The sequence below is a fragment of the Mesorhizobium sp. Root552 genome (genome assembly GCF_001427285.1).
GTDB lineage: Bacteria > Pseudomonadota > Alphaproteobacteria > Rhizobiales > Rhizobiaceae > Mesorhizobium.
This window is the reverse complement of the sequence record NZ_LMFV01000011.1, coordinates 71,078-93,993: the sequence shown is the minus strand read 5'-3', so window position 1 is coordinate 93,993 and position 22,916 is coordinate 71,078. Positions and strand designations below refer to the sequence as shown.

Annotated in this window: 11 protein-coding genes; 7 read left to right on the top strand and 4 right to left on the bottom strand. The window is 63.8% G+C overall.

Annotation, left to right across the window (positions count from 1 at the left end):
- Positions 1 to 6: 6 nt before the first annotated feature.
- Positions 7 to 2,088 (bottom strand): penicillin-binding protein 1C, encoded by a 2,082-nt coding sequence (pbpC, locus tag ASD50_RS06255; RefSeq protein ID WP_056237553.1) that lies wholly within the window; start codon positions 2,086 to 2,088, stop codon positions 7 to 9.
- 4 nt (positions 2,089 to 2,092) lie between these two features.
- Positions 2,093 to 7,561 (bottom strand): alpha-2-macroglobulin family protein, encoded by a 5,469-nt coding sequence (locus tag ASD50_RS06250; protein WP_056237548.1) that lies wholly within the window; start codon positions 7,559 to 7,561, stop codon positions 2,093 to 2,095.
- A 269-nt stretch (positions 7,562 to 7,830) separates the two neighbouring features.
- On the opposite strand from ASD50_RS06250, the gene ASD50_RS06245 reads away from it, so the two are divergent.
- The 7 genes from ASD50_RS06245 (at position 7,831) to ASD50_RS06220 (ending at position 20,630) form a co-directional block, all read left to right on the top strand.
- A complete protein-coding gene (locus ASD50_RS06245; RefSeq protein ID WP_056237543.1) occupies positions 7,831 to 9,759 on the top strand; it encodes an autotransporter assembly complex protein TamA in 1,929 nt (642 codons plus the stop codon).
- Positions 9,760 to 9,784: 25 nt separating this feature from the next.
- Complete coding sequence (locus ASD50_RS06240) at positions 9,785 to 13,960, top strand: translocation/assembly module TamB domain-containing protein (protein WP_056237535.1); 4,176 nt, start codon at positions 9,785 to 9,787, stop codon at positions 13,958 to 13,960.
- 54 nt (positions 13,961 to 14,014) lie between these two features.
- Complete coding sequence (locus ASD50_RS22965; protein ID WP_156464961.1) at positions 14,015 to 14,221, top strand: hypothetical protein; 207 nt, start codon at positions 14,015 to 14,017, stop codon at positions 14,219 to 14,221.
- Between the two features lie 43 nt (positions 14,222 to 14,264).
- Entirely contained in the window at positions 14,265 to 15,920 is a 1,656-nt protein-coding gene (locus ASD50_RS06235; protein ID WP_056237533.1) for an ABC transporter substrate-binding protein, read from the top strand.
- A gap of 163 nt (positions 15,921 to 16,083) precedes the next feature.
- Positions 16,084 to 17,118 (top strand): ABC transporter permease, encoded by a 1,035-nt coding sequence (locus ASD50_RS06230; RefSeq protein ID WP_156464960.1) that lies wholly within the window; start codon positions 16,084 to 16,086, stop codon positions 17,116 to 17,118.
- A 13-nt stretch (positions 17,119 to 17,131) separates the two neighbouring features.
- Positions 17,132 to 18,289, top strand: a complete 1,158-nt coding sequence (locus ASD50_RS06225) for an ABC transporter permease (protein ID WP_056237525.1) — start codon at positions 17,132 to 17,134, stop codon at positions 18,287 to 18,289.
- A gap of 10 nt (positions 18,290 to 18,299) precedes the next feature.
- Positions 18,300 to 20,630, top strand: coding sequence for an ABC transporter ATP-binding protein (locus tag ASD50_RS06220; protein WP_244484446.1), 2,331 nt, complete (start codon positions 18,300 to 18,302; stop codon positions 20,628 to 20,630).
- 46 nt (positions 20,631 to 20,676) lie between these two features.
- Here the strand turns inward: ASD50_RS06220 and ASD50_RS06215 are convergent, their stop codons facing one another.
- Together ASD50_RS06215 and ASD50_RS06210 are read right to left on the bottom strand one after the other, a co-directional pair.
- Complete coding sequence (locus tag ASD50_RS06215; RefSeq protein WP_056237521.1) at positions 20,677 to 21,270, bottom strand: hypothetical protein; 594 nt, start codon at positions 21,268 to 21,270, stop codon at positions 20,677 to 20,679.
- Between the two features lie 152 nt (positions 21,271 to 21,422).
- On the bottom strand, positions 21,423 to 22,199 hold the full coding sequence (locus ASD50_RS06210) for a VOC family protein (RefSeq protein WP_056237519.1): 777 nt from the start codon (positions 22,197 to 22,199) through the stop codon (positions 21,423 to 21,425).
- Positions 22,200 to 22,916: the final 717 nt, after the last annotated feature.

Genomic DNA, 22,916 nt, shown 5'->3' with positions numbered 1-22,916 from the left:
CGAATTTTATTCCACAAATACTTTCACGCTCGCCGCGCGGCCGGCTGCATCGATCACCGTAAGCGTAGCATAGCCAGCACCATCCGGCTGCCAGGTAGCGGTGCGGCGGCGATCCTGCCCGACGAGCGGCTTGCCGTTGGCCAGCCAGCGAAACGGCGCGCGCCCGCCTTGCAGTTTCAACACAAGCGGCGTTGCGCCGGCTGAAGCAACGTCCAGATCGACGCGGGCGCCGTCGGGTGGAAAGACGATGTGCGGCGCAGGTTCGGTTGCGGTCGCCGCGACAAGTCCATCGCCCGACAAGCCGAAACGCGCGAGCGTCACCGGCAGGTCATCGCGCCGTGGCCGTAAGGTGCCGGCGGGCTGGCTGGGCAGTGGAACGGTCGCGATACCGGAACGGGCAAAGGCCTCGAACAGGATGGGGGCGGCGGAGACGTAGCCGGACAGGCCGGGTACCGCGCCGGCATCGGCCCGTCCGACCCATACGCCAAGCACGTAGCGTCCGTCGAAGCCAACCGACCAGGCATCGCGATACCCATAGGAGGTGCCGGTCTTGTAGGCGATGCCGCGCACCGACGCGCCTTCCGGCGGTTTCACGCCCGAAAGAATGTCGGTGATCTGCCAGTTGGCCTGCGGGTCGAGCAAGGTAGTGGCAGCGCCTGTCACCGGTACGGCTTCGGTGCCGTCGCGCAGCGGATGCACTTTGCCGCCATTGGCGAGACCTGTGTAAAGCTGCACCAGGTCTCGAAGGGTAATGCCGACGCCGCCAAGGCCGATTGCCAACCCCGGCGCTTCGTTCGGCGGCAGCACCGTGTTTGCGCCGGCTTGCCGGAAGCGGGCGGTCAGCCGGGCCGGTCCCACCGCATCCAGTATGCGCACCGCCGGCACATTCAGCGACAGTTGCAGGGCCTGTCGCACACTGACATCGCCCTGATAGCCCATGTCAAAATTCTTCGGCCGGTAGCCGCCGAAATCGGCCGGGCTGTCCTCGATCAGCGTTTCCTGCGCCACCAGCCCTTGCTCGAAGGCGAGGCCGTAGATGAACGGCTTCAGGGTCGAACCCGGCGAGCGCAGGGTGCGGGTCATGTCGATCCAGCCGGATCGTCCGGAATCTGTGAAAGAGGATGATCCGACTTCACCCAGAATGTCGCCGGTGCGCGAATCGGCCAGCACCATGGCGACCGACAGTTTCGGGCCGAGCCGGGTCACAGCCTCACGCGCCACTGTTTCCAGCCCTTGCTGGACACTCTTGCGGATGGTGAGTTGTGGCAGGGTTCCCGGCTTTGCGGTGCGTAGCGCGGCCAGGCTGGCATGCGCGGCGAGCGCCGGCAGGTCGCGCCGCGTGGTCGGCACGTCCTCCAGCGCCGCGCGCGCGGCCTCGCGTTCGCCAAGCATCTTTGCCGACACCATGCGCGCCAGCACCCGGTCGCGCGCCGTTTGCCCTGTCTTGGCGTTTCGGTCGGGGCGGCGCTTTTCCGGCAGTTGTGGCAGCGCGACGAGCAGGGCGGCTTCCGACACGGTGAGGCGCTTCGGCTCCTTGCCGAAATAGGCCAGAGATGCGGCGCGCACGCCTTCCAGATTGCCGCCATACGGCGCCAGCGTCAGGTAGCGTTCCAGTATTTCGCGCTTGGAAAGCCGTCGCTCGATCTGCACCGCGCGGGCGATCTGGCGCAGTTTCGCCCATACGCTGCGGCTTTCGCGCGGCTCGATCAGGCGGGCCAGTTGCATCGACAGCGTCGAGCCGCCGGAAACGATGCGGCCATTGCCGGCGAACTGCAGCGCCGCGCGCCCGAGCGCCAGCACATCGACGCCACTGTGGTCCCAGAAGCGCTTGTCCTCATAGGCGACCAGCATGTCGATGAAGGCCTTGTCGACCTTGTCGATACCGGTTTCAAGCCGCCAATAGCCGTCCGGTGTCGCGAAAGCGCGCAGCAACTGGCCGTCGCGGTCGAGCACTTCGGCAGACACCGTCAACTTCTCCGGCAACGGAGGAGGGTAGGCACTGTCAAGCCGCCAGAGCGCAACCGAGCCAAGCGCAACCAATATGGCCGTGCCGGCTGTCCCGATTGCTAATTTGCGGAGACGGGTCATCGACCTACTGCGCCTTCACCTCCATCATGCCGGTGGCGGTACGGGCCGAATATTGAGGCCGGTACATGTCCTCCACGCTTGCCGCCGGATGGGCATAGACGCCGGGCGTTACCGCGCGCACGACATAGGCGAGCGTGAGGTCGCGGCTGCCGTCGCCTTCGTTCGGATTGAAGGCAGCGACGAAGCGGTCGTTGCGGAATTCCAGATGCGCGGCCTCGGTCTGGCCAAGCCAGCCGAAATTCGACAATTGCGCACTGGAAACAAGGCTCGGATTGTCGATCTCGAATCCTGCCGGCAGCAGGTCGGTCACCAGCACGCGCGACGGCCAGTCGTTCAGTTCGCGCACCTTCAGCACCACCACGTAGCGCTCGTTCTGCTCGGCCTCCGTCACGTTGGCTTCGCTGCCGTCGAGGCGATAGTAGGTGCGCTCGATGGTAAAGCCGTCGCCGCCTGCCGGCAGCGGCTGGCTGGGTGCCGCCACCGTGGTCACCACAGCTTCCAGCGGCGTCTTGCCGGTGTTGGCGATGGTGAGCGGGTTCTGGACCAGATCGCCGCCGGCGATCTCGTTCGAATAGGCGCCCTTGTGGGCCGCGCCATCAACGCTCAGCGAAATGGTATCGTTGCCATCCTTAAGCGCACGTGCGGCCAGCAGCATCCAGGCATTGTCCTGCGTGCTCGTCCAGCGCGCCGCCTCGCGCTCCTTCGCCACCAGCTTCACCAGTTGCGGCACCACCGCAGGGGTCGGCTTGCTTTCCGCCGCAAGGGCCAGCATCGCCGCCCCGTCGCGTAGTGGCGAGGCATAGTCGGCGCGGTAGTAGTCGAACCCGGTGGTATCGTCGGCCAGATTGAGAGCCGCCTCGAACGTCGCCTCCGAGCGTTGCGCATCGCCATAAAGCGCGAGCGCCGCGCCAAGCTGCGCCACCGCCATCGGGCTGGTGAACGATTCGAGCTGCGTATCTGCATAGTAGCGCAGGTCGCCGATGGACGCCTTCTTGTTGCGTGCCAGTACGTAGAGCGCATAGGCGATGTCGGTGCCGCGATCCTCCACGTCCTGGTCGTAGCCGAGCGAGTTCTGGAGGTTGTTCAGCGCCTGGCTCAATGCCTGCGCCGGCACCGCATAGCCCTGTTCGCGGGCGCGGGTCAGGAAGTCGGTGACATAGGCGTCGAGCCACAAATCGCCCGACCCGGGTCCCCAAAGGCCGAAGCTACCTGCGGAGGCCTGGTAGTTCAACACGCGGCCGATCGCCTGCTGCACCCGTTCGTGCAGGTCCTTGTCCACCGCCATGCCGTAGCCCTTCGACATTTCGCTGACATAGAGCAAGGGCAGCGCGCGGCTCGTCGTCTGCTCGGCACAGCCATAGGGGTAGCGGTCGAGCGCAAGCAGCAGCGAGGGCACGTCGAGCGCCGAGGATTGCGACACGCCGACACTGACGGATGCGCCCTGCAACAGGCTCGCCGCCAGCAGTTCCTTGTCTACCCTGAGCGACCTGCCGGGTCCGAGATCGACCACCATGCGTGTCGTCACCGGCAGTTGCGCCGGACGCACCGGCAAATAAAGCGTCTGTTCGATGGCTGGCCCGTCGGCATGCGTCAGGCTCACCGTCACCGAGGCATCGCCCGGCTCGACCGCGATCAGCGGTACGGTCAGCGTCTGGCGCTTGCCTTGTTCCATCGTCACCTTCTGCGGCACCGCATCGTCGCCGATGGTGATGTCGCCCGTTTTGGTGACGTTGAGCGCATAATCGCCGGCCGGACCGTCCGTATTGGCGAAGTCGAGCCGCATCGTCGCCGCATCGCCGGGGGCCAGGAAGCGCGGCAGGCCGGCGGTGATCACCACCGGGTCGCGCACGATGACGTCGCTCGTCGCGTGGCCGACCGCATCCTTGGTCCAGGCAACTGCCATCACCCGCACTGTTCCGTTGAACTGCGGGATATCGAAGGCGACGTTGGCCTTGCCCTCGGCGTCGAGTTCCACCACGCCGGAGAAGAACGCGACCAGTTGTTCGGTCGGCGGGCTGCCTTGCGACTGCATGGCGGCCCCGTCGCCGCCGGTGCGCAGGCGGCCCATCGCGCCGAGCGAGCCGTCGATCAGGCGGCCATAAAGGTCGCGCATCTCCAGCCCCAGCATGCGCTGACCGAAGAACCAGTCCTCGGGATCGGGAACTTTATAGTTGGTAAGGTTGAGGATGCCGAGATCGACCGCCGCAACCGTCACATAGGCCTTGCTGCCGGCTTCGGCGCCGGTTACCTGCACCGGGATCGACAGGACCTGACGCGGCTCCGTCTTCTCCGGCGGCGTCAGCGTCAACGCCAGCTTCTTTGCGCCGGGGTCGATCGAAAGCCACTTCACGCCGATGGCGCGGGCAGGCATGCGCGTTTCCTGCGCGTCGCCGGGCCTGAACAGCGTCGCCGTGACGTAGGCGCCTGCGCCCAAGTCTTCGCCGACCGGAATATCGACGGTGCCGCCTTCAGCCGGGATCGATGCCGTCACCGTCTTCACCAGCCGGTCCGCGCCGATCGCCACCAGAAGCTCGCCGGCGAAGTGCGGCGAGACCTTGAGCTTGGCCGTGTCGCCAGCGGCATAGCTTTCCTTGTCGAGCGCGATTTCCAGTCCGTCCGGCGTCTCCGTCGAGCTTGCCTCGACATACCAGCCGGCGTCGAACTCATAGCTTGTCGCCGGGCCATCCGGATCGGGCGAATCCACCTCCAGCCGGTAGCGGCCCCAGTCCACGGGCAGGGACACCGTGCCTTCGTTGTCGGCGGCGATGTCGAGCGTGCCGTCGGCAACCGCCTTGGTGAAGGTCACCGGCTCATAGTTCCACGAATTACCGGAACGGTACCACTGGTAGTTCCGCTCGACCTTGACCAGCGACCAGTTCGCGCCTGCCAGTGCCTTGCGATTGCCCGCCTGATCGACGGCGATCAGGCTGAACTTCGCCGTTCCGCCTTGCGGCACGTCCGTAAAGTCGGGGCGGATGCCGATCATTTCGCCTTGCGGGCGAATGTTGAGCGTCAGCGATCGCTCGACGGCCCGCCCTCCGGTCTCACGCATGCGCACCGTCACCTTGGCATTGACCAGTTGCGTCGTCGAAGGCAGTTGGTCCACCGCCAGGGGGAAGGTCGCCTTGCCGTCGTCGCCCACCCGCGGCAGGTCGGCCAGCGGCGTAACCGACGGTTCGCCGGCCTGCTCGTCGGCAAGGCCGAACACGAAGCCCTTGAAGCGATCCCATTCGCGCGTGGTCGAGAGCGTGCGCTCGCCTTCGATGGCAAGCCCCGCCGCTGGCGCGCCATAGAGGAAGCGCCCGTCAACGGTCACGTTGGCCGTTTCGCCTGCGGCGATTTCCGTCTTGTCGGCGGTCAGGTCGAACTCGATGCGATCGGGCACGAAGTCCTCGACCAGAAACATCTGGCTGGCGACCGCCGCCTGCTTGGGGTCGGTGTGGATGGCAACCGACCAGGTGCCGCGCATGGCGTTGGCTTCAAGCGCAAGATCGACAGCATGGCCGCCAGCAGTCGCGCCGTCACTGACGATCCGCCTGTCCTCGACGCCGTCGGGGCGGGTGAAGATGAAGGTCAGCGGCAGGTTGTCCACGGCCTTTGCGGTGTCGTCGCGGGCAAGCGCCGAAACATGCACCGTTTCGCCGACGCGGTAGATGCCGCGCTCGGTCCATGCATAGACGTCCAGTGCGCCGGGGGCAGCACGGCCAGCCACGCCGCGGTCGGACAGGTCGAATCCGGCGCGCGCCATGTCGAGGAAGACGAAATCCTGATCGCCCTGCTTGGCCATAAGCACGGCGGGAACCATGCTGCCTTCGCCGCGTGTTAGCCCGGGATTGAACACCGCGCGGCCGTCAGCGTCGGTGGTCGCGGTGCCGAGGATTTCATTGTTGCGGGCAAGCAGCGTCAGTTCCGCGCCTGCCAGCGGCTTGGCGCTGCCAAGCGAGCGGGCAAACACGCTCAAGCCGTCCTGTCCGGTATAAGTCGAAAGACCGATGTCGGAGACGACGAACCATTGCGTTGCACGCGAGTTCCACTCGTCGCTGTGGTCATCCACCGGCTGCGCGGTCAGCACATAGACGCCCGGCTTGCGCTGCGGCAGCGCCTCGTCCACCGGGAAGGAGGTCGTGACTTCCTTGTTGAGGTCGTTGGCGATTTCGAGCTGGCCTTCCCACACGGGTGCGCCCATCTGGTCGGCGATGCTTGAGATATCGTAGCCATCCAGTTGCCGCAGGAACTGGTAGCCGGAAAGAAGCTGGGTCAGCGCACGGTCGCCGATGCGGTAGAGCTTCATGTCGGCGGCGGCCATGTTGACGCTGACCATCGGAATGCCGCGCCGCGCGCCAGCCGGCAGCACGAAGCTGTCGCCGGTAAAGCGGGCTGACGGCGCACGGTCCTGCACATAGATGGACAGCACCACAGGCGCTGCGATGACCTCGCCGACGGCAGCCGGCAGGCCGGAGCGGAACGAAACTTCATAATGCTGGCCGTGTTCGAGGCCCTCGACGCAGATCTGGCGGTCCTTGGCTTCGATGCCCTTGGGCGGTCCGCCGTCCACGCGCACGAACTGCGTATAGTCAACGCCGGTCTTGACCAAATCCTCGGAAAACTGCGCGCAGATGCGGGGTGCGCTGGTGTCGGCATCGACGCTGTGTTCGATGACGCGGAAACCCTTGCGTGCCTTGAGATCCTCGTAGCCGGCGCGAACGGACGCCGAGTTCAGCAAGGTAAGGCTTGCCTCATAGGCCTGCAGGGCCGGGCGGTAGAGGTCGCGGCGGTCGAGGCCGGCGGCAATCTGCGCAAGCGCGTCGGCGCGCGTCGTTTGCGTCCGCAGCAATTTATAGGCGTTGAGCGCGGCCGAGGTCGCATTGGCCTGCAGGTTTGCGGTTTCCTGGCTGTCGGTCGGTTGGGTTGCAAGCGTTGCGCGCGCCAGCTCAAGCCAGAGCTTGCCATCGCTGGGCATCGCCGAAACGGCGGCTTCGTATTTTTGCATGGCGCCGCGGCTGTCGCCGGTCAGCGATGACTGCTCGGCCTGGTTGATCAGCTCGCCCAGGCCGTCGCCCGGCTTGGGATAGTTGGGGCCGGTCAGCCGGTTGCGATACTGGTCGGCCTGATCGGCCATCCATGCCGGGAAGAAAGCGAGCGCGGGCGGCGCGCCGATGTCGGGGTCGCTGTCGGCAACCACCACCTTGCCTGCGGTTGCGCCGTTGAAGGCCTTCAAGGCGTTGAAGTCGGACTTCAGGAAGCACCACTTGGCCTTGTTGTTGTAGGTGAAGGCGCGGCAGGCCGGGTCGCCGAGGCAGGCGCTTTCGCACTGGTCGAGCGTGACGTTCTGCTCCGAGCGCAGGTCGAAGCCGAAATAGTCGGCATTCTGGGTGGTGACGATGCGCCGGGTTTCGGCAGCGAATGCCGCTCCCGTCAAAGCGAGGAAGAGGAGAATGAGGACGGGGAAACCACGAGCAGCGCGAATTGTCATCGCATTCCCTCCAGATGCTTCTGCCATGCCGGCAGGTTTCAAATATCGCTCATGCTTGTCAATCTGGCGACGGCCACGTGCCGTGATGTAACGGTTTCATTCTGGACCGATCGCCGCTATGCAGCCTTAAATTGAAGTCACGCATTCTTGCAAAGGGACAGAAGGAGTGAATTCCAACGTCTTCTCATTTCAGACAAGTGGATTGTGGCCGCTTTACGAAATGCGTGAAACTTCAGTCGAATTTTAACTTTGTGCGTTAAACAGGGGTGATGCTGAAGAGTATTGCGTTCAGAGCAGGAGGGCGGGAAGCGAAGCTGCGGCTTACGCGCTGGCTTGTGCTCGCGCTGCTCGGCTCGGCGGTTTTTCTGCCCCAGATACAACCTGCCGCCGCCTTCGAACTTTTCGGCATCAAGTTGTGGGGATCGTCCGAGGAGGACGATGCCGACATTGTCGACCCCATGCGCTATTCCGTCACCATCAACGCGCCGGACGCCGACAAGGACCTCATGAAGAAACTGGAAGCGGCCTCGGCGCTGAAGAGCGACGAAGACAGGCCGGTGTCCGGTTCGCTCGGCTTGCTGACCAAGGCGCGCGGCGACCGCGAGCAACTGGTGGCGGCACTTTACTCCGATGCCCGCTACGAGGGCGTCGTCAACGTCACCATTGCCGGCCAGTCGATTGACGATCTGCCGCCGGATGCGGAATTCAAGGGACCGCAACCGATCCCGGTCGTGATCGACGTTGCGCCCGGTCCGAAGTTCACGCTTGGCGACATCGTGCTGAAAGGCGATGCGGCTGGCCTTGCCAGTGCCGACTTCGGCCTGATCGCGGGCGGCGACGCCAGTTCCGGCGCGATCCTGAAGGCCGAGGGCCTGATCGTCCGGGCGTTGAAGGAAGAAGGCCGGCCCCTTGCGCAAATCACCGACCGCGAGATCGTGGCCGACCACAAGACCACCACGCTCGACGTGACGTTGACGGTCGCGGCCGGTCCGGTCGCCGGTTATGGAAACACCACCGTCGAGGGCACCGAGCAGGTAGATCGCGAATTTACCGAATACATGACCGGCCTGAAGCGCGGCGCGCAATATTCGCCCGAGCAGATCGACCAGGCACGCGAACGGTTGCTTGGCCTTGAGGTGTTCAACAGCGTTACGTTGAAGGAAGCCGATCAGCTCGATGCTGACGGCAATATTCCCATTGCCGTCCAGGTCAGCGAGCGCAAGCCGCGCTATTTCGGCATCGGCGGCACGGTTTCCAATACCGAAGGTCTGGGGCTGGAAGGCTACTGGGGCCACCGCAACCTGTTCGGACGTGCGGAGAAGCTGGGCATAGACGGTTCGATCAGCGGCATCGGCTCCAACGATCTCTCGGAACTGAACTACAATGCCGGCATCATGTTCGAGAAACCGGGCGTGGTCGGGCCTGCCTCGAAATTCTTCGCCAATCTGAAAACGGTCTACGAGCATCCCGACGCATACGACCGCTTTTCGGTCAAGGGCGGGGTCGGGCTTTCCTACGAGCTGACCAGATACCAGACGGTTTCGGCTGAACTTTCGCTCGACTATTCGAAAATCACCGACGCCTTCGGCAAGAACGAGTTCCTGATCGCTTCGGTGCCGTTGCAATATGTCTTCGACAACCGCGACAACAAGCTGAACCCGACGAGGGGCTTCAGGGCGCTTGCCTTCGCCGAGCCCAGCTACGACATCGAAAACGGCAATGCCTTCATCAAGCTGAAGGGCGAGGGGTCCGCCTATTACTCGCTTTCCGATTCGAACAAGTTCGTGCTTGCCGGCCGTGCAGCCATCGGCTCGATCCTCGGCGCCAACGTCGACGAGGTGCCGGCGGACCGGCGCTTCTATGCTGGCGGCGGCGGGTCGGTGCGCGGCTATTCCTATCAAGGCATCGGCCCGAAGGACATCAACGGCACACCGACCGGTGGTCTGTCGTTCTTCGAGACATCGGTGGAGATGCGCATCGCCGTCACCGACACCATCGGCATCGTGCCTTTCATCGATGCCGGAACGGTTTCAACGAAGCAGTTTCCTGATTTTTCCGACGTAAAGGTGGGCGCGGGCGTCGGTCTGCGCTATCTGACACCGTTCGGACCGCTTCGGGTCGATGCGGCAGTGCCGCTGAACCGCGACCCGGGTGATCCGCGTTTCGGCATCTATGCCGGCATCGGCCAGGCATTCTGACGGGACTGAACGGCGAGCGGACCAAATGGCAATCGTGAGACGCATCCTGCGCGTGTTGTTTTATGCGGCCCTCGTCGTGGTGGCCGCAGCCATCGGCGCGCTTGTCGTCCTCACCACCACCGAGCGTGGCCGCGACAATCTTGCGGGCTTGATTTCCAATGCCGCCTCGTCCGAGGGCAGCAAGGTCACCGTCAGCGGTATTGGCGGCGTCTGGTCCGGCAACCTCACCGTCGATCATGTCGTCCTGGAAGACACGCAAGGGCCGTGGCTGGTGCTGCGCGAGGTCGCGGTGGACTGGTCGCCGCTCGCCCTGCTGTCGCGTACCTTCCGCGCCGACCGCGTTGCAGTCGGGCGCATCGAGGCGGCCCGTGCGCCTGTCGCCGATCCGAACGCGCAGCCGAAGAACAGCGACGGCTTTTCGCTGCCCGTTTCCGTGGACATCCGCGAAATCGACCTGCCTCAGATCGCGCTCGGCGAGGCGCTGGCCGGAGCCGGCATTGCCGAACTCGCCGCCAAGGGTGGTGTGCGGGCCGAGCGTTCGCCGCTCGCCGTCGAGGCGGATCTCAGCCTCGCGCGCCATGACGGCAAGCAAGGCACCGTCGATGCCTCCGTGCATTTCCTGCCCGATGACAACCGGCTCGACCTCGATGTGCGCGCCGACGAGCCGGCCGGCGGCATCATCGCCAACCTGCTCAAGCTGCCGGATGCGCCGCCGGTCAACATCGTCGTTTCCGGCAACGGGCCGCTCGCCGACTGGAACGGCCGCGCCGCCTTCAACGTCGATGGCCAGTTGATCACCCAGATCACCGGCCGCCATCAGTTCACCGACAAGGGCAGCCGCGTGGAAGCAAGGGGCGATGGCGATTTCGCGGGCTTCGTGCCTTTGCGCCTGAAGTCGCTGCTCGGCGGCCGGACCAGTTTCGACCTTGCCGGCACGGCCACCAACGATGGCGGCATCGAGATCGAAAACGCCACCTTCGACACCGCCGCCGTGCATGGCGAGGCCAAGGGCAGCATCAATCCTAAGGGCGCCAGCGACTTTTCCGTCGAGTTCAAGTCCGCCGGCCCGACAGTGCCTTTGTCCCTCGGCAGCGAGGAAAGCCCGATCGACATCGAGCTGAAATCGGCATCGCTGCGCGCCTTTGGCGAGGGCAGCGCGCCTGCCGTCGATATCGAGGCGCGTCTTTCCAAGGTCGCGACCAATGTCACCAAGGTCGACAACATTGCGATGGCGCTGCATTCGGACGCCTTCGACGTGGCCAACCGCAGCGGCCCGATCTCGGGCACCGTGACTGCCGACAGGATCGGCCTCGACAATCCCACCATCGCGCCGCTCATCGCCGGCAAGATCACCGCTCAGGTGGACGGCGACGTGACCAAGGACACCATCACGGTCGGCAAGGGCCTCATCACCAGCGATGCGCTGAAGGGCGGCTTCGACGGCCAGGTCTCGCTTGCCGATGGTTCGATCGAACTCAACGTCAAGGCCGATGCCGCGTCCGCCGCGCTGCCGGTCGCCGCGCGGCCCGTACTTGGCGAACGCACCACGCTCTCCGTCGCCGTGAAGCGCGACAGCAGCGGCAACGTCACGGCCGACCAGCTCGACCTGTTGTCCGGCCCGCTGTCGGCCAGCGGCAGCGGTTCCTTCATCGACGGCCAGATCGCAGCCGACCTCAAGGGCGCGCTGGCCGACATCTCCACGCTCGCCAAGGATGCCAGCGGCGCCATTGCGCTTGCCGTCACCGCCAAGGGTTCGCCTCTGGCGCCCGATGTCGCCGCTACGCTGAACAGCGACAAGCTCGTCGTCGCCAATCGCGAGATCACCGGCCTCAAGCTCAGCGCCACCGGCAAGGCGGATGCGGCAAATCCTGCAGCCGAGGTGACGCTTGCCGCCGATGTCGCCGGCCAGGCCCTGCAGGGCAAGGCGGTTCTCAAGACCACCGACGGGCGGCGCGAGATCAATGGGCTCACGCTGTCGCTCGGCAAGAACCGGATCGCTGGCGATCTCGTGCTTGACGATGCGTTCCTGCCCGAAGGCAAGGTCAGCTTCGAACTGCCCGACATCGGCCCGCTGGCCGCGCTCGCGCTTGAAAAGGCCGAGGGCGAAGTGCGCGGCGCCGTCGTCTTTTCCAAGCCCGGCGGCGTTCCGCAGGTCGACGTCAAGGCAAGCACGGCGGGCATCACGCGCGGCGACCTCTCCGCCAAGGGCGTCACCATCGATGCGCTCATCGCCAACTATGCCGCTGCGCCTGCAATCTCGGGAGCCATCCGCGCCGACGGCGTCACCTTGGGCGGCACCGTCATCAGCGGCATCGCCGTCGATCTGGCGCGAGACGGCGACTGGACGGCATTCTCAGGCGGCGCGACCGTCAAGGACATTCCGGCCAAGGCCAAGGGCCGCGTCAAAGTCGCCAGCGGCACGACGACTGTCGAGCTTGTCTCGGGAGACGCGACTTTCCGGGGCGTCAAGGCCAGCATCGCAGCACCATCGACCATCGCGATCGCCAACGGCAAGACGACGCTGGAAAAGATCGTGCTCGCCATCGGCGGCGGCAAGGCAACGGTCACCGGCTCGGTCGGCGACGCTCTCGCCATCAACGCCGCGCTTGCCGGCGTGCCGATTGCGGTCGCCAATAACTTCGCTCCAGGCCTCGATGCGTCCGGTTCGGTTTCGGGCACGGTCAAAGTGACCGGCGCGCCGGCAAATCCGAGCATTGCCTATGACATCAAGACCTCCGGCGTGCAGGTGGCGCAGACGCGCAGCGCCGGCCTCGGTGCGCTGAACGTCGGTTCGTCCGGCACCTTCCAGGCCAACAAGCTGACCTTTACGGCCGACATTGCCGATGGCGCCGGTCTTGGCCTCAAGGGCGGCGGCACTGTGACCACTGCCGGCGCACCCAACCTGTCGCTTGATTTCAACGGCAACGTCCCGTTCGCCTTCCTGTCGCGCAAGATGGCGGCGCAGGGCCTCTCGCTCAGCGGCACGGCCAACGTCGCCGTCCAGGTGCGCGGGCCTGCCTCCAAGCCCGTCATCAGCGGGTCGGTCCGCGCAAACGGCGCGCGTTTCGTCGCCGCCTCTGCCGGCATCGCCATCAACGACATCGCCCTCGACATCGGCCTTGGCAATGGCGTCGCAACGGTCAACCGGCTCACCGGCACGCTGTCGTCCGGAGGCAGTCTGACTGCGGGCGGCACGGTTGGCATCGACCCTGCGTCCGGCTTCCCGGCCGACCTTAATCTCAAGCTCACCAACGGGCGCTACACCGATGGCCGCATCGTCACGGCGAACCTTGGCGGCGACCTTGCCATCAAGGGGCAGTTGACCAGTTCCCCGGTTCTCTCCGGTGTCATCAATCTTGCGCGCACCGTCATCACCGTGCCCAACAAGTTGCCCGGCTCGTTGTCGGAACTCGGCGTCCGGCACAAGAATGCGCCGGCGGCCGTCAGGGAACAGGACAGGGCATTGCGCCCGGCAGGTGGCGGAGCAAGCGGCAGCGGCGCGGTCACGCTCGATCTCACCATCAATGCGCCGAACGAAATCTTCGTCCAGGGCAGGGGCGTCGATGCCGAACTCGGCGGTTCGCTGAAGCTCACCGGCCCGACATCGTCACCGCAGGCGGTCGGCAAGTTCACGCTCAGGCGCGGCCGCCTCGAAATCCTCGGCAAGCGGCTGAATTTCACCGAAGGAAGCCTGAGCTTCTCCGGCTCGCTTGTGCCCTATCTCAACCTTGTCGCGGAATCGACCGCGTCGGATGCGACGGTTACCATCACCGTCTCGGGCGAGGCGACCAATCCGAAGTTCATCTTCTCCTCCGTGCCTGCGCTGCCGGAAGACGAGGTGCTGGCCCGGCTCATCTTCGGGCGCTCGATGTCGAACCTGTCGCCGCTGCAGATCGCGCAACTCGCATCGGCCGCCGCCCAGCTTGCCGGCGTCGGCGGCTCCACCTCGCTGTTGCAGAACCTGCGCAACGCCATCGGCATCGACGACCTTGATGTCACCACCGACGAGAAGGGCGGCACCGCCGTTTCCGCCGGCAAATACCTTAACGACCGCACTTACCTTTCGCTTGAGAAGGGTGAGAAGCCGGGTTCCGGCAAGGCCCGCATCGACCTCAATGTCGGACGCGGCGTGAAGCTTCGCGGCGAAGCTTCCGATGCAGGCGAGGCCAAGGGCGGCATCTTCTACGAGAAGGAATACTAGTCCGACCCAAGCTTGGGGATCGGGTTCCTTCACGCAAATTTGCATAGCGGGGCAATGGCCGCTGACAGCGGATGCGCAGATATGCCGTTGCTGCAAGGGCATGAAATGCTTGCGCGTCGTGGCGTGCGGAAATCAAAAAAACGCGCCGCCAATAACAAATTTACGTCAATCCTGTCGCAATCGCGCACACTGCCTGCTTTTCAAAGTTGCACATTTGCGCAGGTTCCAAATTTATCGCCGGTTTTGACATCGGCGATGTGATGCGGAATGTTAAAAGGCGGAAAGCCAACAATGGGAGTTACAAATGAAAACCTATAAAAGTAATGGCGACCAAGTTCCCGCACATATCGTCGAAATGGCCGAGTTGGCGAAAGCTGGCAAGGTCGACCGTCGCGAGTTCCTTGCTCTCGCCAGCGTGTTCGGTGCTTCCACGGCGATGGCTTACGGCATGATCGGGCTTGCCGCCCCGACGCCGGCTCAGGCTCAGGACCAGCCCAAGAAGGGCGGCATCCTCAAGGTTGCCCAGTGGATCAAGGATCCCAAGGACCCGCGCAAGGCCGACTGGTCGGAAATCGCCAATGCCGAGCGCCAGGCGCTCGAGCCGCTGGTCAAGTACACCAACGACTACACCTTCCGCCCCTATCTGCTGGAGAGCTGGGACGTCAACGACGACGCCACCGAATACACGCTGCATGTGCGCAAGGGCGTCACCTGGTCGAATGGCGACGCCTTCACCGCCGACGATGTGATCTTCAACCTCAAGCGCTGGGGCGACAAGAGCGCCGAAGGCAACTCCATGCCTGGCCGCCTTGGCACGCTGGTCGATGAAAAGACCGGCAAGCTCGACGAAAGCGCCGTCACCAAGGTCGACGACAACACCGTCAAGCTCAAGCTCGCCAAGCCCGACATCGCGCTGATCCCGAACATGTGCGACTATCCGGGCCTCATCGTGCACAAGAGCTTCGATGAGAAGGGCGGCGACTTCAAGGCCTGCCCGATCGGAACCGGTCCGTTCGAACTCGTGTCCTACGATGTCGGCCAGAAGGTCGTCTACAAGCGCCGCGAAGACAACAAGTGGTGGGATGGCGAGGTTTATCTGGACGGCGTCGAGCTGATCGACTACGGCACCGATCCGGCCGCCATGGTCAGTGCCTTCGAAGCCGGCGAAGTCCACACCAATTTCGAAACCTCCGCCGACTATGTGTCGATCCTCGACGGCCTCGATCTGGTCAAGTCGGAAGTCGTCACGGCATCGACCATCGTTTGCCGCACCAACGTCGCCAACAAGCCTTACGACGATGAAAAGGTGCGCCGCGCGTTGCAGCTTTCGGTCGACAACAACGTCGTCCTCCAGCTCGGCTACGGCAATGCGGGAACGGTCGCCGAAAACCATCACGTCTGCCAGATTCATCCGGAATATTACGAGCTGCCGAAGGTGGCGCGCGATCCGGCCAAGGCCAAGGCGTTGATGGCGGAAGCCGGTCAGGCTGATTTCGAGCACGAGCTGATCACTGTGGACGAGGACTGGCACAAGAACACCGGTGACGCCATCGCCGCGCAGATGCGCGACGCCGGCATCAAGGTGAAGCGCACCGTCCTGCCTGGCTCGACCTTCTGGAACGACTGGACGAAATATCCGCTGTCGATGACCAACTGGAACATGCGCCCGCTCGGCGTGCAGGTTCTGGCCATCGCTTACCGCACCGGCGAAGCCTGGAACGAAGCAGCCTGGTCCAACCCGGATTGGGATGCCAAGCTGAACGCTGCGCTGGCCGTGGCCGACGCTGCCAAGCGCAAGGAACTGATGAAGGACATCGAGCAGATCCTGCAGGATTCCGGCGTTCTCATCCAGCCGTACTGGCGCAAGCTCTACAGCCACTCGGTAGCCGCGGTGAAGGGCTATGCCATGCACCCAACTTTCGAGCACGACTACGGTAAGGTCTGGCTCGACGAGGCCTGACCAATCGAACCCAGCAGGGGAGGGAGCCTTGCGCTCCCTTCCCTCGCGGGTACGATACGCAAGCATGCCGGCTTTGCGAAAATCACCTGACTTTCCGGGTCGGCTCATGCCAACGTTCGTGGGTTGATTGCACCTGACCCCGACCCTGCCGGCAGGGGGCGCCATGTTATCCTTTGTTTTGAGACGCCTGGGCACAATGGCATTGACCATGTTGTGCCTCACGCTCGTCGTGTTTTTCCTGGTCAATCTCGAGCCTAACCTCAAGAAGCTCGCCATCAGCCAGACCGAGATGCACACTTCGGCGGAGCAGCTTGAAGGGTGGCTGGTCAACCACGGCTACCGCCAGAACTTCTTCGTCCGCTATGGCCAATGGCTGGGTGTCATCAAGAAATCGCCGATCATCGATCCGGCGACCGGCAAGGCTTCGCAACGCTTCTCGTTCTGCAGCGATCCCGTCGAGCCGGTCTATTCAGGCGTATTGCAAGGTGATTTCGGCTGCTCGACCAAGTTCAAGGCAGACGTCTCGAAAAAGCTGTTTCCGGCGCTCGGCGCCACCGGCATCCTGATGTTCTGGGTGCTGGCGGTCATGGTGCCGATATCGCTTTTGATCGGCATCCTTGCCGGCATGCGCGAAGGCTCGCGCACAGACCGCACCTTGTCCGTCGCCTCGATCGCAACGACGGCGACGCCGGAGTATGTCTCGGGCGTTATCTTCACCGTCATCTTCGCCTCCTGGTTCGGATGGCTGAACGGCTCGGCTGCGTCCGCCAGCCAGGGCATCACCTTCTACAATTTCACGCTGCCGGTGATGACGCTCGCCATTTACGGCATCGGCTACATCGCCCGCATGACGCGCGCCTCGATGGTCGAAGTCATGACGCAGCAATATATCCGCACTGCGCGGTTGAAAGGCCTCAGCTTTTCGTCCGTCGTCATCAAGCACGCGCTGCGCAATGCGCTCATCGCTCCCTTCACTGTCATCATGCTGCAATTCCCGTGGCTGCTCACCGGCGTCGTCATCGTCGAGGTGATGTTCCGCTACCAGGGCTTCGGCTACGTGCTTGTCGAAGCGGCAGGCAACAACGACATCGATCTCCTGCTCGGCTGCTCGCTGGTGTCGGTGTTCATCGTTCTCATTACGCAACTCATTTCCGACGTGGGCTACGCTTATCTCAACCCGCGTATCCGGGTTCAGTAGGAGGATCCGGACCATGCAGCTTGAGTATGTTGGAACCCTCGGCGTCATTTTAGGCGTGATCGCGCGCTTCTGGCCGACATGGCTGGCGATTGCGCTGGTGATGGGTAGCAGCTTCTATTTCAAGAAGAAGCTCGGCCTCTACGGCCAGTTGTTCGACAGCGGCGTCGGCATTGCCGGCGTCGGCATCTGCCTGTTCTGGCTGTTTACGGCAATCTTCGCTTCGACGATCTCGCCGTTCAATCCGCTCGAGCAGATCGTCGTCATGAAGGATGCGCTACCCGGCGCCATCGAGCCGGCCACGCACAAGGTGTTCCTGTTTGGCGGCGACAAGCTGGCGCGGGACGTGTTCTCGCGCATGGTCTATGGCAGCCAGATCGTGCTCATCATCGCACCGGCGGCTACCGCCTTTGCGCTCATGGTCGGCATAACGCTCGGCCTGCCTGCCGGTTATTATGGCGGGCGCATCGACTCCTTCCTGTCGTTCCTCGCCAATCTTGTGCTGGCCTTCCCCGTCATCCTTCTGTTCTATCTTCTGGTGACGCCAGGCATCATGGACACCCCGATCCCCTACGGCATGGCCGGGCTGTTCTTCCTGTTCCCGATCATCTTCTTCTGCACGCTGTTCTGGACACGCTTCAAGAAGCGGCCGGACCGGCTCTACCTCCTGCTCGGCATCACCCTCATCTTGGGAGGCTGGGTGTATGTGGGGCTGGTGTTCGACGCCGATCCGCTCGGCATCGTCCATATCGATCCCAACCAGCTCAACATCTTCGTGGCGGTGGTGTTCGCCTCGTCGCCCGGCGTGTTCCGCATCGTGCGCGGTCTCACCATGGACATCAAGACGCGCGACTACGTTGCCGCCGCGCAGACCCGCGGCGAGAGCCCGTGGTACATCATGCTCTGGGAAGTGCTGCCCAATGCGCGCGGCCCGCTGATCGTCGATGCCTGCCTGCGCATCGGCTACACCACCATCCTGCTCGGCACGCTCGGCTATTTCGGATTGGGTCTTGCGCCGGAAAGCCCGGACTGGGGCACCGCGATCAAGGACGCCAGCCGCCTGCTGCGTTCCTTCATCCATCCGGCGCTGCCGCCGACGATCGCACTGATGTCATTCGTGCTCGGTCTTAACCTGCTAGCCGACTCGCTACGCGAGCAATCGATGAAGGATTGAGGAGCCAGCCATGAACGAAGCCGTCAAAGCTACGAACACAGCAGGCGCCCAACCCATCATCGAGATCGAAAACCTGTCGATCTCCTTCTTCACCCGCAAGGGCGAGATCCCGGCGGTGATGGACTTTTCCTGCACCGTCATGCCCGGCGAGGCGATGGGCATCGTCGGTGAATCGGGTTGCGGCAAGTCGACCGTCTCGCTCGGCATCATGCGCGACCTGTCCAATGTCGGCAGGATCGTCGGCGGACGCATCAGGTTCCAGGGCAAGGACATGGGCGATATGTCGGAGGAGGAGCTTCGCTCCATCCGCGGCAACAAGATCGCCATGATCTACCAGGAGCCGATGGCGAGCCTCAACCCTGCGATGAAGATCGGCCAGCAGTTGATGGAAGTGCCGCTGATCCACGACAAGGTGTCCAAGAGCGAAGCCTACGGCAGAGCGCTCGAAATGGTGCGCGCCGTCAAGTTGCCTGACCCGGAGCGCATGATGCGGTCCTTCCCGCACCAGCTCTCGGGCGGACAGCAGCAGCGCATCGTCATCGCGATGGCGCTTTTGTCGAAGCCGGCGCTGCTCCTGCTTGACGAGCCGACCACGGCCCTCGACGTCACCGTCGAGGCCGGCATCGTCGAACTGGTCAAGGGGCTCGGCCAGCGCTTCGGCACCTCGATGATCTTCGTTTCGCACAATCTCGGCCTCATCCTCGAGACCTGCGACAAGATCACGGTGATGTATTCCGGCGAGGCGGTCGAGACCGGCGAGATCAAGGATGTCTTCGACCGCATGCGCCATCCCTATACGCAAGGGCTGTTCCGCTCCATCCCGTTGCCGGGCGCGGACAAGAACGCGCGTCCGCTGATCGCCATTCCCGGCCAGCTGCCGCTGCCGCACGAACGGCCGAAAGGCTGCAATTTCGGCCCGCGCTGCCACCACTTCGTCGAAGGCGTGTGCAACGCCGCCGAAATCCCGATGATCCCGGTGGAAGGCCATGAAGGCCATTTCTCGCGCTGCGTGCGCTTCAACGAGATCGACTGGGAGGCGCTGCCGCCCGGCACCAAGAAAGCCAGCGCGCCGGTCAAGCCCGGCGCGCCGGTGCTCAAGGTCGACAATCTCAAGAAGTACTACCAGGTCGGCGCCGGCGGCGTCTTCGGCGGCGGCGAGGGGCGCACCGTCAAGGCCAACGAAACCATCAGCTTCGAGGCGCGCGAAAGCGAGACGGTGGCCATCGTCGGCGAGTCCGGCTGCGGCAAGTCCACGCTCGCCAAGGTGCTGCTCGGCTTGGAAACGGCAAGCTCCGGCGATGTCTCGCTCGGCAACACCGAGATCGAATCGACGCCGATCGAAAAGCGCAACGTCGATACCGTCTCCTCGATCCAGATGGTGTTCCAGAACCCGTTCGATACGCTCAATCCCAGCCACACCGTCGGCTCGCAGATCATCCGCACGCTGGAGAAGTTCAACGTCGGCAATACACCGGCAGACCGGCGCCAGCGCATGCTGGAACTGCTCGACCTGGTGAAGCTGCCGCGGGCCTTCGCCGAACGCAAGCCGCGCCAGCTTTCCGGCGGCCAGAAGCAGCGCATCGGCGTTGCCCGCGCCTTTGCCGGCCAGGCCAAGGTGGTGGTGGCCGACGAGCCCGTCTCGGCGCTCGACGTGTCGGTTCAGGCCGCCGTCACCGAACTGTTGATGGATATCCAGCGCAAGAACAAGACGACGCTCCTGTTCATCAGCCATGACCTGTCGGTGGTGCGCTATATCGCCGACCGCGTCGTCGTCATGTATCTCGGCTATATCGTCGAGCAGGGCACGACGGACCAGATCTTCTCGCCGCCTTATCATCCCTACACCGAGGCGCTTTTGTCCGCGATCCCGATTGCCGACACCTCGGTGGTCAAGAAGCACATCGTGCTCGAGGGCGACATTCCTTCGGCCATGAACCCACCCACCGGTTGCCCGTTCCAGACCCGCTGCCGCTACAAGCATCTGGTGCCGGACAATCTGTGCGAGACAAAGGTTCCGCCGGTGAAGGACCTCGGCGGCGGCCACAAGAGCCTGTGCTGGCTGGCCGATGACGTGCTGGCAAAGATGGAGCCGGTGATCAGCTTCGCAAATGGCGACGCGGAGGAAGCGCCGGCCAAAAAGGCACCCGTGAAACCTGCGTCGGCCAAGCCTGCGCCCAAAGCAAAGCCTGTGGCCACCGCACCGGCGTCAGCCAAGGCTGGTGCGGCACCGAAGGCCAGGTCCGCGAAGGCCCAACCCGCAAAGGCCCAGCCCGCCAAGACCAAGGCTGCGAAAGCTCAGGGCAAAGCCGCACCGAAGGCCAAGCCGGCCAAGAGCAAGTAGCGGCGACCCCGATCAAGTCTCGGTATCAGCGATACCGAGGTCTTGGTTATTGCGTGCAGGTCTGTAACTGCGCCGCGTAGTTGCGGGCCATCTCGTCCGTCTCGCGGGCGTATCTCTGGATGCCGGTATTGCTGCGCCAGTCGCCGCGCTTGTAGGCGGTCCAGCCGGAATAATAGGCAAGGTAGAGATTGTAGGTGTCGGTCCGGTCGATGCCGAGGCTGTCGGCGCTCTTGGCGTGATACCAGCCGATAAAGTCGATGGCGTCGGCAAAGCTGCTGCGGCGGGCCGCGAAATTGCCGCTTTCGGCGCGGTATTGCGCCCAGGTTCCATCAAGCGCTTGCGAGTAGCCGTAGGCACTGGAGGGTCGCTTCCATGGAATGAAGCCCAGCAGTGTCGCGCGCGGCGGTTGCGCATTGCCCTTGAAGCCGGATTCCTTGCGCACCGTCGCCATCAGCACCGGCACCGGCACGCCATATTTGCGTTCGGTCTGTTCGGCAGCGGTGCGCCAATTGCCGACGAAGCCGTCGCGCTGGTCGAACACGGCGCAGACATTGTTGATCTGGCTCGGCGGCGTTGCACAAGACGCAAGCGCAAGCAGGGCGAGGACAGGAACAATTCGACTAAAACTGTACGCGGACATGGCCGCAGCTTTAAGCGCAATTCATAAAGGGAATCTTGCTGCGGATCTTAACGTTTTCATCGGAACGCGCGGCTTCGCGTTCCGATTCAACTTGTTCCTATGCAGAGTCTTCAATCCGGTTCAAGCCATTGGAAAACCTGGCTGGATCGAGGTCAGCGCACCGGCGCGACGAGGCCGAAATGCGCGCCTTGCGGGTCCATGCAATTCATCGCCCATTGTCCGCCGGGTACTTCCATCGGGCCGAAGGTGATGGTGCCGCCGCCATCGGTCACGCGCTTGGCGGCGGCGTCGATGGCCGGCACGTTGAAATAGAATTGCCATGCGGGGGCTGGCATGTTCGGCGAGCGGTTCATCATGCCGCCGTTCTGTTCGCCATTGACCGAGAACAGCTGGTAGATGCCCATCTCGCCCATGTCGATGCTGTCGTCCTTTTTCCAGCCGAACTGGCCGGAATAGAAATCCAGCGCCGATTGCCAGTCGGTGGCCATGAGTTCGCGCCAGCCGATATGGCCCGGCGTGCCCATGGCTACGGGTGGCTGGTCGGGACCGCTCGGCTGCAGCAACATGAACACCGCGCCTTGCGGATCGGCGACGACCGAGAACCGCCCCACGTCCGGAATATCCGAAGGTTCCCTGTGCACCTTGCCGCCCGCCTTCTTCACCGAGGCGGTCGCTGCGTCGGTGTCGTCGGCGTGGATATATCCGACCCAGGCCGGCGGCATGCCCATTTTGCCGGCCTCCTCGGGCAAGGTCATGATGCCGCCGACACCGCGGTCGCCGACTTTCATGACCGTATAGCGTGGCATTCCAGGCCCGCCGTCGAACGGTTCGGCGCCCCAGCCCACAACCCTGGTGTAGAACGCTTCCGCCGCGTCCATGTCGGTGGTCATCAACTCGTACCAGAAGAAGGATTTCGCTGCGCTTGGCATGATGGCTTGCTCCTTGGCTGGGGTGGGATCGGTGGCAGTTCCATCATAGGACGATCATCGCGACGGATACCCGACAATATTTTTTTCGGATGATCAAAGCTGACACTTCCCGCCAGCCGGGGAGCCGCCACGCCCCTGCGCAAGCACGAGCGCACAACACCTCCGCTTCCCGTAACCCGGCTGAAGCAAGGCATCCCTACGTTTCGTCATCACGGAATTCGCTTTCCAGCGAAGCGAGGAAGGAATATCCGGGATCCATTCCGTGACATCGCGGCACTACTCTGGGCACCAGCGCGCTTTCTCTCCCCTTTGATGAAGAGGCGCAATCCGGTTGCCGATCGAGTGCCTCGTCAGGCACCCCCCCTCTGGCCTGCCGGCCATCTCCCCCTCAAGGGGGGAGATCACCCGATTGCCATGCTTTCATCCGGTGCTGAGGTCACAGAGGCGGCTGTAAGCTTGAAGCTGCCGATCTCCCCCCTTGAGGGGGAGATGGCCGGCAGGCCAGAGGGGGGTGTTGTTCTTGTGAGGCTTCTGATCGCGTAGTGGACAAATCACGCCTCCCCGCAAAATCCTTCACCCCATTTATCCACCTCCTCGGCATCTCCCCCATACTCATGCCATCGCCCTTGCGGGAGACCTGGTGCGCACCGGGTATCAGGGAAGGGCGTCGGTGCCGGATTGGTCGCATAACGGTGTGCGGCTGGGTGATGAGCCCCC